Annotated in this window: 15 protein-coding genes; 8 read left to right on the top strand and 7 right to left on the bottom strand. The window is 55.6% G+C overall.

All coding sequences use genetic code 11. The annotated features are described in order from the left end of the window. Positions 1 to 31: 31 nt before the first annotated feature. Complete coding sequence (locus IAE50_RS03160) at positions 32 to 1,228, top strand: sugar transporter (RefSeq protein WP_200579524.1); 1,197 nt, start codon at positions 32 to 34, stop codon at positions 1,226 to 1,228. A 569-nt stretch (positions 1,229 to 1,797) separates the two neighbouring features. Here IAE50_RS03160 and IAE50_RS03155 read toward each other — a convergent pair. Further along, complete coding sequence (locus IAE50_RS03155) at positions 1,798 to 2,952, bottom strand: carboxylesterase (RefSeq protein ID WP_200579523.1); 1,155 nt, start codon at positions 2,950 to 2,952, stop codon at positions 1,798 to 1,800. Continuing rightward, the gene (locus IAE50_RS03150; protein WP_042715624.1) at positions 2,952 to 3,626 is read right to left on the bottom strand and encodes a MarC family NAAT transporter; all 675 of its coding nucleotides are present in this window, start codon (positions 3,624 to 3,626) and stop codon (positions 2,952 to 2,954) included. The genes IAE50_RS03155 and IAE50_RS03150 overlap by 1 nt, the downstream gene beginning before the upstream one ends. A 242-nt stretch (positions 3,627 to 3,868) precedes the next feature. Between IAE50_RS03150 and marR the strand changes: the two genes are divergently transcribed. From marR to marB, 3 genes are read left to right on the top strand one after another with little or no spacing between them, the layout of a single operon-like run. Further along, positions 3,869 to 4,303, top strand: a complete 435-nt coding sequence (gene marR, locus IAE50_RS03145; protein ID WP_023478578.1) for a multiple antibiotic resistance transcriptional regulator MarR — start codon at positions 3,869 to 3,871, stop codon at positions 4,301 to 4,303. Between the two features lie 18 nt (positions 4,304 to 4,321). Further along, positions 4,322 to 4,702, top strand: coding sequence for an MDR efflux pump AcrAB transcriptional activator MarA (marA, locus tag IAE50_RS03140; protein WP_023478575.1), 381 nt, complete (start codon positions 4,322 to 4,324; stop codon positions 4,700 to 4,702). Between the two features lie 36 nt (positions 4,703 to 4,738). Further along, on the top strand, positions 4,739 to 4,954 hold the full coding sequence (gene marB / locus IAE50_RS03135) for a multiple antibiotic resistance protein MarB (protein WP_042715626.1): 216 nt from the start codon (positions 4,739 to 4,741) through the stop codon (positions 4,952 to 4,954). A 38-nt stretch (positions 4,955 to 4,992) separates the two neighbouring features. Here the strand turns inward: marB and eamA are convergent, their stop codons facing one another. After that, positions 4,993 to 5,889, bottom strand: coding sequence for an O-acetylserine/cysteine exporter (eamA, locus tag IAE50_RS03130; RefSeq protein WP_076769804.1), 897 nt, complete (start codon positions 5,887 to 5,889; stop codon positions 4,993 to 4,995). 189 nt (positions 5,890 to 6,078) lie between these two features. Here eamA and ydeE point away from each other — a divergent pair, with 189 nt between their 5' ends. Further along, entirely contained in the window at positions 6,079 to 7,266 is a 1,188-nt protein-coding gene (ydeE, locus tag IAE50_RS03125; RefSeq protein WP_200133468.1) for an efflux MFS transporter YdeE, read from the top strand. Between the two features lie 457 nt (positions 7,267 to 7,723). Here the strand turns inward: ydeE and IAE50_RS03120 are convergent, their stop codons facing one another. Together IAE50_RS03120 and IAE50_RS03115 are read right to left on the bottom strand one after the other, a co-directional pair. Beyond that, entirely contained in the window at positions 7,724 to 8,827 is a 1,104-nt protein-coding gene (locus IAE50_RS03120) for a cobalamin-independent methionine synthase II family protein (protein ID WP_200579522.1), read from the bottom strand. A 188-nt stretch (positions 8,828 to 9,015) separates the two neighbouring features. After that, a complete protein-coding gene (locus IAE50_RS03115; RefSeq protein WP_200579521.1) occupies positions 9,016 to 9,426 on the bottom strand; it encodes a rhodanese-like domain-containing protein in 411 nt (136 codons plus the stop codon). A gap of 67 nt (positions 9,427 to 9,493) precedes the next feature. On the opposite strand from IAE50_RS03115, the gene ftrA reads away from it, so the two are divergent. Beyond that, positions 9,494 to 10,498 carry a transcriptional regulator FtrA gene (gene ftrA / locus IAE50_RS03110; RefSeq protein ID WP_375286316.1) on the top strand — a complete coding sequence of 335 codons (1,005 nt, stop codon included), beginning with the start codon at positions 9,494 to 9,496 and terminating at the stop codon, positions 10,496 to 10,498. A 107-nt stretch (positions 10,499 to 10,605) separates the two neighbouring features. Next, positions 10,606 to 10,698, top strand: coding sequence for a protein MgtS (mgtS, locus tag IAE50_RS03105; RefSeq protein WP_023481773.1), 93 nt, complete (start codon positions 10,606 to 10,608; stop codon positions 10,696 to 10,698). Between the two features lie 575 nt (positions 10,699 to 11,273). Here mgtS and IAE50_RS03100 read toward each other — a convergent pair. Then, on the bottom strand, positions 11,274 to 11,696 hold the full coding sequence (locus IAE50_RS03100) for a hypothetical protein (protein ID WP_200133064.1): 423 nt from the start codon (positions 11,694 to 11,696) through the stop codon (positions 11,274 to 11,276). Positions 11,697 to 11,745: 49 nt separating this feature from the next. After that, a complete protein-coding gene (locus tag IAE50_RS03095; protein ID WP_042715639.1) occupies positions 11,746 to 11,964 on the bottom strand; it encodes a hypothetical protein in 219 nt (72 codons plus the stop codon). A 684-nt stretch (positions 11,965 to 12,648) separates the two neighbouring features. Here IAE50_RS03095 and IAE50_RS03090 point away from each other — a divergent pair. Continuing rightward, positions 12,649 to 12,882, top strand: a complete 234-nt coding sequence (locus IAE50_RS03090; protein WP_232044993.1) for a hypothetical protein — start codon at positions 12,649 to 12,651, stop codon at positions 12,880 to 12,882. Positions 12,883 to 13,009 lie beyond the last annotated feature (127 nt).

The following is a 13,009-nucleotide window of genomic DNA, read 5'->3' as shown; positions in this document are numbered from 1 at the left end:
TTCTTCCCTCCAACCAACCCAAAGCACTCTTATGATGACGAATACTGTTTCACGTAAAGTCGCGTGGCTACGGGTGGTTACGCTTGCCGTTGCCGCTTTTATTTTCAACACCACCGAATTTGTGCCGGTGGGGTTGCTCTCTGATATCGCCCAGAGCTTCGATATGGAGACCCCGCAGGTCGGGATCATGCTGACCATCTACGCGTGGGTGGTGGCGCTGATGTCGCTGCCCTTTATGCTGCTAACCAGCCATATTGAGCGGCGAAAACTGCTGATTGCGCTGTTTGTGCTGTTTATCGCCAGCCATGTTCTCTCCTTCCTGGCGTGGAATTTTGAGGTGCTGGTGATTAGCCGTATCGGCATTGCGTTTGCGCATGCCATCTTCTGGTCGATTACCGCCTCACTGGCGATCCGCCTGGCACCGGCGGGTAAACGCGCCCAGGCGTTAAGCCTGCTCGCCACCGGTACCGCACTGGCGATGGTGCTCGGCTTGCCGATTGGCCGCATCGTCGGGCAGTACTTTGGCTGGCGCACCACTTTCTTTGTGATTGGCATGGGCGCGCTGGTAACGCTGGTTTGCCTGGTCAAACTGCTGCCGACGCTTAAAAGCGAGCACTCCGGCTCGCTGAAAAGCCTGCCGCTGCTGTTTCGTCGCCCGGCGCTGGTCAGCATCTATGTGCTGACGGCTGTGGTGGTGACCGCCCATTACACCGCATACAGCTATATTGAGCCGTTTGTGCAAAATGTAGCGGGCTTTAGCGCCAATTTTGCAACTATCCTGCTGCTGTTGCTTGGCGGTGCGGGGATTATTGGCAGCGTGCTGTTTGGTAAGCTCGGCAACCGACACGCCTCCGGGTTGGTGTGCAGCGCCATCGGGCTGCTGGTGATTTCGCTGGTGATGCTGCTTCCCGCCGCCGGAAGCGAAAGCTATCTCGCCGTGCTAAGCCTGTTTTGGGGCGTGGCGATTATGATTATTGGCCTCGGCATGCAGGTGAAAGTGCTGGCGCTGGCACCGGATGCCACCGATGTGGCGATGGCACTTTTTTCCGGGATTTTCAATATCGGTATTGGCGCAGGTGCGCTGGTGGGCAATCAGGTGAGCCTGCACTGGTCGATGAGCACCATCGGTTATGCCGGTGCCGTCCCGGCGATTGCCGCGCTGGTGTGGGCGGTGGTGATTTTCCGCCGCTGGCCGGTGCAGCTCGAGGAGCAGAGCGAGCCAGTGTGATCCTTCTGAAACCGCGTAGGCCGGATAAGCGTCAGCGCCATCCGGCATTATCGCCGCAGCACCATTGCCGGATGGCGGCTTCGCCTTATCCGGCCTACAAAAACGTGCTTTCAGCAATACCGACATTGCATTTACCTGCGGTCTTGCAGCGATGGTGTTGTGTCCCCGCTGAAATCGGCGAACCGAAGCGGGAATGACAAGGTCTGGACGCCATGGATGGCGGACAGAGGCGAACCGAGACAGGATGTCGAGTCGAGCCGGCCGCAGTCAGGCTCGCGGGAGGTGAGCGCAGTGCGCAGCACCGATTTCCTCGCGGGGCCGCGGGGATTGACAAGGGGAGCGCGGCCGCTTCCCTTGTCCCGTTCACCGCATAAGAGATGAATGAAACTTCCCAGCGCCTGGTGAACGGAACCGTTCCACAAAATGCCATATGCGAGACCCATTGCCGGATGGCGGCTTCGCCTTATCCGGCCTACGCTCGCTTCCACCGGGGCAACCTGCCGCGCCGATTGCCGGATGGCGCATACGCTTATCCGGCCTACTCGGTTTCATCGGCTACTGTGAAGCCATCAGGGCGCGGCGGTGATAACGTCGTGCATCACCGAATTCTGCCATGCAAACCACGGGTTCCAGGTCAACCGGGCGTGAATTTTCCCCGGCGTCACTAACCCCCAATCGGAATACCACACCTCGTCACCCTTCAGGCAGCGCCTTGCTGCCTCTTCCGACTGGCCGTTGCCGCAAAGCATAACGCTGCCTTTACGACCATAGAGCGGATTATCCGGTGAAAAGAGCACCGACATATGGGAAAACTGGCTGATGCGATCCTGCGGTAGCACATCGGTTTTCACGCGCAGACGTGACATTGTCACTGATTCGGACGGCGGCGTGCCGTACCAGATTAAGCGGCTGGCGGGATGGGTAAAGGCGCGGTCGAATTGATCGAGGATCCAGCGCGTATCCAGCACCGAATCATGCTCCGTTAACACCACCAGCGTCGGCTTATTGAAGGCCTTCTGCGCCAGCAAACTCTGCGCGCTGGCGCTGGTTCGCCAGAACTGGGCAAAACCGTTGGTCGGCACGCGCAGATAGCGGGTGGCGACCTGCTGGGGGAAAAGCGCACCCGGCGGGCGCAGCCAGTCGCGAAACAGCGCCAGCGTCGGCGCCAGAAAAGCGTAGCGGGTACTTGGCCTGAAGGCTGGCGAGAAGAGCAGCAGCCCCTGCACGTTGTCATGCGCCATGGCATATTCCAGCGCCAGGTTGCCGCCGGTAGAGAAGCCGCCCAGCCAGAGTGAATCGACCTCTTTTGCCAGAATCGCCGCCTGCTCATTCACCACCTGCCGCCACTGGTCAACGCTGACGCCAATCAGGTCGGCAGGACGCGTGCCGTGGCCGTCCAGCAGCACCGTGCGTACCAGAAACCCTTCGCGGGCAAGCTGCGGGCCGATATCGGCAAACGATCCTGGCCCGTCGCCGAGACCGTGGATCAGCAAAATCCCCTTGCGCGCTTTCTGCGCCGGTCGCCACTCCTGCGGCGTATTGAGCCGCAATTCGGCGGGTTTATCCAGCGTCTGAAAGGCGCGGTGGGCGGCGACATAATCGCGCGTCTGCTGTTGATACGCAGCAAAGCTGTTCTGCCCGAGCGGCGCTTCGACGCGCTTTTGCTGCTGGCAGCCAACAATAAGCAGACAGCAGCAGAGAATGAACCAGGAGAGCTGGCGCATCAGGCGCCTGCCGGATAGGTCGAAATAATCTCCAGCACGCCATTGATGATGAACTGCACGCCCATGCAGACCAGCAGGAAGCCCATCAGCCGCGAGATAGCTTCAATCCCGCCCTTGCCCACCAGCCGCATAATTGCGCCGGAGCTGCGCAGGCTTACCCACAAAATCAGCGCCACGGCGGCAAAAACCAGCGGCGGCGCAACGGCGATTACCCAGGCGGGAAAATCAGCGCCGTGGCGAACGGTCGACGCCGAGCTGATAATCATCGCAATGGTGCCCGGCCCGGCAGTGCTCGGCATCGCCAGCGGTACAAAGGCAATATTGGTCTCCGGCTCATCCGCCAGTTCCGCCGTTTTGGCTTTTGTCTCCGGCGACTCATGACTTTTCGCCGGTGGAAAGAGCATGCGAAAGCCGATAAACGCCACAATCAGCCCACCGGCAATGCGCAGGCCTGGAATCGAGATGCCAAAGGTATTCATCACCACCTGGCCTGCGTACCAGGCGACCATCATGATGATAAAAACATAGAGCGAAGCCATGCGCGCCTGCTGGTTTCGCTGGACGCTGTTCATGTTGCCCGCCAGGCCTAAGAACAGCGCGACGGTGGTCAGCGGATTAGCTAACGGCAGCAACACCACCAGCCCGAGACCGATAACTTTGATCAATTCCATCATGGTACGTTTCACCTCTCCCCGGTTAACAACCCCGCCAGTATAGCCGCAACGCGGCGGCAAAAGCGCCTTCAGTTATGCTGATAATGGGTAAAAGTTACGTAAATTCAAGCAGATGAAATTAAAAACATTCTTAAGCGTGAAAAGTTTTAGCAATTAGTGGCATCCGATACCCATTTGGTTGACTTATATTTGCCTGAGCAATAATATCTGCCGTGATTAAACTACTTGCCGGGGCAACCATTGTGAAAAGCACGAATGATCTATTCAACGACATCATTCCTTTAGGCCGCTTGATCCACATGGTTAACCAAAAAAAAGATCGTTTACTCAACGACTATCTTTCGCCGCTGGATATCACCGCAGCCCAGTTTAAGGTGCTCTGCTCTGTCCGCTGTGAAGGGTGTATTACCCCGGTTGAGTTGAAAAAAGTTCTCTCCGTCGACCTTGGCGCACTGACCCGCATGATGGACAGGCTGGTGTGCAAAGGGTGGATTGAACGCAGCCCGAATCCTAATGACAAGCGCGGCGTGCTGGTGCGATTAACACCTGAAGGCGCGACGCTCTGTGAGCAATGTCATCAATTAGTGGGTCAAGACCTGCATCAGGAATTAACAAAAAACTTAACCGCAGAAGAAGTGGCAACACTTGAGCATTTGCTTAAGAAAGTCTTGCCGTAAAAACAAAGAGGTATGACGATGTCCAGACGCAACACTGACGCTATTACCATTCATAGCATTTTGGACTGGATCGAGGATAACCTGGAGTCGCCGCTCTCCCTGGAAAAGGTGTCAGAGCGTTCGGGTTACTCTAAGTGGCACCTGCAACGGATGTTTAAAAAAGAGACTGGTCATTCACTGGGACAATACATTCGCAGCCGCAAGCTGACGGAAATTGCGCAGAAGCTCAAGGGAAGCAATGAGCCGATCCTGTATCTGGCGGAGCGTTACGGGTTTGAATCGCAACAGACCCTGACCCGCACGTTCAAAAACTATTTTGACGTGCCGCCGCATAAGTTCCGTGTCACGGATATGCCTGCGGAGTCCCGCTATCTCTATCCGTTAAATCACGCTTGTTAACTAATCGCCTGTAATTAAAGACGTATCGAGGAAAGTATGAAACGTATTACCTGTGCCGCAGCGGCATTTTTGGTGCTGCTGAGTGGCCAGAGTTATGCGGAGCAGTTTGATCACAGCAAAGGGCAAAGCGCCCGTGACGCCATGATCATACCCGCCGCCCAACAAACATCGCCGTATGACTTCAACCATATGGGGGCGGGAAGCGACAAATCAGACGAGTTAGGCGTAGCGTATTACCATCAACGCAGCTAACCGTTTTGCCCCGTACCGTGCGGGGCTTTTTTTTACCTTCAGTTTGCCTGTGCCGCCCGGCGCAGACGAAAACCAAACACATTGATATAGAGCCCGGCCATCACCAGCACGGCACCGGCCAGCTGCATCACGGATAATTTCTCATCCAGCAGCAGTGCTGCACTTGCCATGCCAACCACCGGCACCAGCAGGGATAACGGCGCAACACGCCAGGTTTCATACCGCCCCAGCAGCGTTCCCCAAATTCCGTAGCCGAGAATGGTGGCGATAAACGCCAGATAGACCAGCGACAGCAGCGTCGTGGTATCGATCGCCACCACGCTCTCCAGCATCAGCGCCGGGCCGTCGAAAATCAGCGAGCAGACCATAAACGGCACAATCGGGATCAGCGCGCTCCACACCACCAGCGACATCACCGCCGGGCGCGAGCTGTGCTGCATAATTTTTTTATTGAAGATATTGCCGCAGGCCCAGCTAAAGGCCCCCGCCAGCGTGAGCATAAAGCCGAGCAGCGGAATATGTTGCCCCGTGAAGCTCGCCTGAATCAGCACCAGCACGCCCACGACCGCCAGCGCAATGCCGACCAGCTGTTTGACTTGCAACCGTTCGCCAAAGATCCCCGCCCCGAGAATGATGGTGAAGAAGGCCTGTGCTTGCAGAACCAGCGAGGCTAATCCTGCGGGCATACCGAACTTGATAGCGCAGAAGAGAAACGCGAATTGCCCGAAGCTGATGGTCAGGCCATACCCGAGCAGCAGGCGCATCGGCACTTTGGGTCGGGCGACAAACAGCAATGCCGGGAAAGCGACCAGCAGAAAGCGTAGCCCCGCGAGCATCAGCGGCGGCATGGCGTGCAGACCCACTTTGATCACCACAAAATTGAGGCCCCAGGCCACGACCACCAGCATTGCCAGCAGCACATCTTTACGCGCCATCTACGCCCCTTTTTGTTTACAAATTTGTAAAAAATTTACGTTAACTGAAAAAATAGTCCAGTAATAGATCATTAAATTCGGTAGGTCATTTTTGGCACCTCCAGACAAATTGGCGGTTGTGCGCCTCAGTTTCGGCGTGTTATTGCTGTTGGCATCACAAAAACGAAAATAATCATGCCGGGTAAGACAATGACCTCGACACAAACACGCTCCACTGCCGCATTACTTTTTTCATCACTTTTGTTAACGATTGGCCGCGGCGCAACGCTGCCGTTCATGACGATCTACCTCAATCGCCAGTACGGCATGGCGGTCGATCAGGTCGGCTATGCGATGAGTATCGCCCTGACCATCGGCGTGATCTTCAGTCTTGGCTTTGGCATGCTGGCGGATAAGTTCGACAAAAAACGCTATATGTTGCTGGCAATTGTCGCCTTTATCGGGGGATTTGCCGCCATTCCGCTGACGCATCATGCTGGCCTGGTGGTGCTCTTTTTCGCCCTCATCAACTGCGCCTATTCGGTCTTTTCAACGGTGTTGAAGGCCTATTTTGCCGATACATTGCTGCCAGCGACGAAAGCGAAAATTTTCTCGCTCAACTACACCTTTCTCAATATCGGCTGGACCGTCGGGCCGCCGCTCGGCACCCTGCTGGTGATGCAGAGCATCAATCTGCCCTTCTGGCTGGCGGTGTTCTGCGCCGCCTTTCCGCTGGTGTTTATTCAGCTCTATGTGCAGCGCATCGCCGTTGGAGAGGGCCACGATCCTGCCGCCTCCTGGTCTCCGTCGGTGCTGCTGAAGGATAAAGCGCTGGGCTGGTTTACCCTCTCGAACTTTCTCGCCTCGTTCGTTGCCGGCTCTTTTGCGTCCTGCCTGTCGCAGTATGTGATGGTGGTTGCCAGCAGTGAGTTCGCCGAGCGCGTGGTGGCGGTGGTTTTGCCGGTCAACGCAGCGATAGTCGTCACCTTGCAGTATGCCGTGGGGCGAAAGCTCACCCCTGGCAACCTGCGGCCGTTGATGGGGATTGGCACGCTCAGTTTTGTTATCGGTCTCGCGGGCTTTATGCTCTCTGGCGACAATTTATGGCTGTGGGGCCTCTCTGCTGCGGTGTTTACCCTCGGCGAGGTGATCTATGCCCCGGGCGAATATCTGTTGATTGATAACATTGCGCCGCCGGGCATGAAAGCGACCTATTTCTCGGCGCAGGCGCTCGGCTGGCTGGGCGCGGCGATGAACCCATTGTTAACCGGCGTGATCCTCACCACGCTGCCGCCCTGGTCGCTGTTTGTCATCCTGATCGTCACCATTGTCATCGCGTGGCTGATGATGCTCAAAGGGATGCGCGTCCGGCCATGGGGCGTGTTGCAGACGCAATAAGGGGCGCGGGAACCGCGTAGGCCGGATAAGGCGGAGCCGTCATCCGGCGATGGGTTGGCATGTTGGACTGGTGGAAGGGTTCCGTTCACCAGGCGTGCGGGAGTTTCATTTACCTTTTATGCGGTGAACGGGATAAGGGAAGCGGCCGCGCTCCCCTTATCAATCCCCCCGGCCCCGCGAGGAAATCGGTGCTGCGCACTGCGCTCACCTCCCGCGTGCCTGACTGCGGCCGGCTCGACTCGACATCCTGTCTCGGTTCGCCTCTGTCCGCCATCCATGGCGTCCAGACCTTGTCATTCACGCTTCGGTTCGCCGATTTCAGCGGGGACACCCCCCTCGCTGCCATATCGCAGATAAAAGCCACACTGGTGTCGCTGTAGGCTCGATTTTGTAGGCCGGATAAGGCGAAGCCGCCATCCGGCAATTGCGCAGCGGAGGCAAACCAGGACGGTGCCTGTTACCACACCTGCTCGGCGATACGGGTCACAAGCCGCACTTTCTCCCACTGCTGCTCTGGCGTCAGCGAATTGCCCTCTTCCGTTGAGGCAAAACCGCACTGCGGGCTGAGGCAAATCTGGCTGATATCAACATACTTCGCCGCTTCCTCAACACGCGCTTTCACCCCTTCCGGGTTCTCAAGCTCACCGTTTTTAGTGGTGATCAGGCCCAGCACCACCTGCTGTTTGCCAGGGCGCACAAAGCGCAGCGGCGCAAAGTCACCGGAGCGGTCGTTGTCATACTCAAGGAAGAAGGCATCGACATTCACGCCGCCGAACAGCACCTCTGCTACCGGCTCGTAACCCCCTTCGGAGATCCAGGTCGAGCGGAAGTTGCCGCGGCAGACATGCAAACCAATGGTCAAATCTTCCGGTTTGCCCTCCAGCGCCTTGTTCAGTACGCGGGCGTAAATGCGCGCCAGCTCTTCCGGATCGTCACCACGGGCGACAATCTGCTTGCGCTGCTCGTCAGAGCAGAGATAGGCCCAGACGGTATCGTCCAGTTGCAGATAGCGGCAGCCAGCGTCATAAAACGCGCGGATCGCATCGCGCCAGGTGGTGGCGAGATCGTCGAAATAGGCATCCAGCTCAGGGTATACCGTCGCGTCGATCACCTTACGGCCGCCGCGGAAGTGGAGCACGCTCGGGCTGGGGATGGTCATTTTCGGCTGCGCATCGCCGCTGATGCTCTTCAGATAGCGAAAATCTTCCAGCATCGGGTGGTCTTTGAAGCTCACTTTGCCCGTCACGCGCACGCCGTGTGCTTTAGTCTGCACGCCATTGAACTGGATCCCCTGCTCGGCTTCGAAAAGCTCAACGCCCTCCAGCCCGGCAAAGAAATCAAAATGCCACCAGGCGCGGCGAAACTCGCCATCGGTCACCACGTGCAGACCGCAGGCGCACTGCTGTTCCACTACCTGACGAATCTCTTCGTTTTCAATATGACGCAGCTGATCGGCGCTGATTTCCCCATGCGCAAACTGCTGACGCGCCTGCTTAATGGCGTCGGGACGTAAAAAGCTGCCAACTACGTCTGCACGGAACGGGGCCTGATGTCGCTGCATAACTCTCTCCTTATGCGCCGTGGCAGATGGTTGCCCGGCGTGATAATTCATTATTTGAATATTTAGACTTCTGGACGGCTAAATGTCCAAACAAAATGTCATACCGGGCGCACGGCGGCAAACGAGAAAATTTCACGTCCCATGAAAAATATTCATGTTCAGTGCAGAAAGATGAAATTAATCCCCGATCAGGCGGCGTGCTCCATCCCACTGGCGAAGCTAAAACCCTCATCTTGCCAACCGGTAATACCGCCGATCATGATCTTTACCGCCAGCCCAAGACGCGCCAGCTTCAGTGCTGCGAAATCTGCCCCGTTGCAGTGCGGGCCTGCGCAGTAAACTACGAACAGCGTGTCGGCGGGCCATTCGGCCATCCGCTCCGGCGTAATAGTGTTGTGAGGCAGATGGATCGCGCCCGGCAGATGGCGGCGCGCAAAGGCATCCGGGCTGCCGACCACGTGCAGTAAGACAAAATCTTTCTCGTTATGGGTCAGGGCGTGGTGCACATCCGCGCAGTCCGTCTCGACGCTCAGGCGGTGCATAAAGTGGCTGGCGGCTTCTTCCGGGGAGGCGGCGGGAATATCGGTTACATAGCTCATCGTCTTTTCTCCGTGGTTGTGTTAACACTAATCTAACCAAAACAGCGCGCCCTGAATGCGCCCTTCTCTGCCAGATAACACCAGGATAATGACAACTTTACGACACCCTGCGGCCCGCCATCGCGTAGTCGCCCTCGCCTATGACGGGCTCTGTACCTTTGAATTTGGCGTCGCCGTGGAAGTGTTTGGCCTGCCGCGCCCGGAGATGGGCGATAAGTGGTATGACTTTGCCGTTGCCGCCATTGATGCGGGCGAACTGCGCGCCACCGGCGGCATTCGCATTATGGCGGAAGGCGGTCTTGAACTGCTTGCTGAGGCCGATACCGTGGTCATCCCCGGCTGGCGCGGCGCCGATCACCCGGTTCCGCCCGCCTTATGCCGTGCGTTACAGCAAGCCTGGCAGCGCGGCTGTCGTATCATCTCGATCTGTTCTGGGGTGTTTGTGCTGGCGGCCGCGGGCTTACTTAACGGACGTAAGGCCACCACGCACTGGCGCTATACCGACCTGTTACGTGAACACTATCCGGCCATCGTGGTGCTGGACGACGCTCTCTATTATGACGAGGGGAATGTGATGACCTCGGCGGGCAGCGCGGCTGGGATCGATCTCTGCCTGCATGTGGTGCGCGAGGATTTTGGCATTGAGGCAGCAAATAGCGTCGCCAGACGGCTGGTGGTGCAGCCTCACCGTGACGGCGCGCAAACCCAGCACCTGGCTCGCCCGGTGGCGCGAACACGTGAAAGCCGCCAGCTCGGTCTGCTGTTTGATTATCTGCACCAGCACCTGGCGGGCAACCATACTGTCGCCGCGCTGGCGCAGCGCACCGCCATGAGCGAGCGCACTTTTCTGCGTCGTTTTCAGGAAGCTACCGGCACCACGCCCGCGCGCTGGATATTGCAGGAGCGGTTGCTGCGCGCGCAGTCACTGCTGACGCAAACGCGGATGAGCATTGAGCTTATCGCCCGTCACAGCGGGTTCGCTAACGCCGCCTCGCTGCGCCACCATTTTCAACAGCAGCACGCCCTGTCGCCCGCGGCGTACCGGAAAAAATTTACCGAAGCGGTGAATTAATTCACATTATTAAGCGTTTGTTGATATTTAGCAGGCTATTATCTCTCCATTGCAGCGATAAAATTTTCAAGTGAGGCAAATCAGTGAAATAAATGGAGAGGTACAAAATGGGAAATATGCATGTATTTATGGCGGTTCTGGGCATTATTTTGTTTTCAGGTTTTTTAGCCGCTTATTTTAGCCATAAATGGGACGATTGATGAACGACGATAATCCCCCACCGCGACGGCTTCTTACATTATGTGTAAGAAGCCGTTTTTGCTTTATCTGGCGCAAAAAAAAACCGCCGGTTATGGCGGTCAATGCTTGCATGGATAGATTTGTGCTTATTGTTACACGCTAACTCGTTTTTCAATGTTAACGGGCTGGTGTCACTTTATCAGTAACAACTTCAACAGAACCTAAACGACGCCTGCCATTACCGCTTCATCAGGGGAAATCATCGAAACGATTGCCTGACCTTAATTGACGTTTTTATTTGAAAATAAAGAGGATATATCCCTTTTAAACGGGTTGCTGTGTTAGGGTGGTTTCTCAATTCATCAGACCGGAGGGGTTATCCCCAATCTCAAATTTACGTGCCCGGTTTGCAGCAGCCACAAGTTTACTTTTACTACTTATTGTTCCGATAAACTTCCTTCGCACGGGGCAATTTGCTCAGTGTGTGGCGCGCGACTTACTGCGTTAACCTGTATTCCTGCACTCAGAAGACGACGCTGGCCGAAAAATGTTTTATAAAAAATGGGGCCCTTTTTGTGGCCCCGTTTTTTTGCATTTATGCGTTTTTCGCTTTGCCCAATGAAAACCCGCTGACTTTCGCAATATGCACTCGTAATATTGTGCCCTTTACACTTGTCCAGCCGCCATTACCTGTCATCCATGAGGGATCTTTAATATGCAGGTAGTTAAGTGGAATCTCATGCTCGTCGTCGACGCGGTAATCTTCTGCCAGCTGATCGAAAAAAGTAGCGATAGGATTTTTAATATCCTCATCGCCAGCAACAGAACGAATCGCCTGCGCCGTCGACAGCGCATACTCTCTACCTGATACCAGTTCACCTGCCACCACCTGTCCGCCCACCACCAGCGTGACTACCATGCTTGCGCCAAGGTTTGCGCAGGAGACCAGATGCGACAGCGCGCTGTCCTGCGTGCTGATAGTCGGCGTAGCGGCTGTTACTTCACGTTCTGTTTCCATGGATACCTCCACATACAGGCAAAAAAAACCGCCCGAAGGCGGTTAGGGTTTAATGAAACTGGCGAATAGCTTGCTCCGTCTCCTGCTGGGTGACCAGATCGGAGAAACGGGCGACGAAGTAGGTCTCGCCGTCGAGCTCCCACGGCTCGATCGGGATTTCCAGAAAAGCGCTTTGCTCATTTTTAAAGGTGACCGATTTGGCGTTATCTTCCACGGACACCTGCTCAACCTTACCACCGGCGCGAATTACCACTACATTTTTGGTCATGTCGGTTACCTCAGTTGCTTAAATTGCCTTCGACATTAACACAGCCATGCTCATCATGCCTGCGCCATGCCATAGATTGTTAAGCGCTAAAAATTAGGTCCTATAATTTGGCTTAATGAGAGGGATAACGCTACGGCGGGAAACGTGAGGTGGACCACACTTTCGCAATTGTGTGGGTATAAAAAGGCGGCAAAAAGCCAGAGACCGGACAAATAACCCGTCTCTGGCTAAGGATATTTCGGTGATGCCGGGTGCCTCCCGGTGAGTGCGCGCCAGCCCGCACAACTCGCTTTCACCCCAAAAGATGTGGCTGGTAGCCCCTCCGCGTAGGGGGATTCATCACCACGCTTAACGTTATTAAGCGAAGGGAGATCGGTCAATGCTCGTGCGGGTTATGTAAGTTTTTAAAGCGCAAACGTTTATCGAGAGGCGGTTACGCAGAGATGAGAAAAGGTAGCCTCGCTCGCAATGCGTCGTCGCGCAGCACCTGAAAATTCCGCGCTCTAAATTTTTGATAAAGAATAGCGGTTAACTGGTCGATAACGGTTAACAGGAGACGTTCGCGAACGCTGACAGGATCAAATCCGTTGATTACCACAAGATCTGGGCGTTTAGCTCGTTCAGGTGATCTGAAGAATTTTCAATTTAATCAGTACGATCTATTACAGCATTTCTTAAGGAGAGATGATGAAGACAACCGAAGAAGCGATTAACGATCTGCAGTGTCGCGCTTTAGCCTATGAAGTCATTTTCCAGTCCATCTTCTCTGAGCTGCCGCAGGTGTTCATTGAAAGAGCCGCTGAGAAGATTGAAGGTAACTTCAAAGCATTCGAAACCGGTACGCACTCTGATGCAGGTAAAGCCAAGCTTGATGCGGCAAAAGCCGTGGTTTCGCGCATCATGGGAACAAAGATTTAACCGCCCTGACATGTTGCTTATGAAGTCGTGCGGTTTGAAACAATGCTCTTAATTTACGGCTCTCTGTTGCATCTGCTAGCGACGGGAGCGCTTGAGCATAAAAAAACCGGGCATCTCGCCCGGCTCT

Origin of the sequence: Kosakonia sp. S42 (assembly GCF_016624785.1) — a bacterium.
GTDB lineage: Bacteria > Pseudomonadota > Gammaproteobacteria > Enterobacterales > Enterobacteriaceae > Kosakonia > Kosakonia cowanii.
This window is presented reverse-complemented; position numbering and strand designations above follow the sequence as displayed.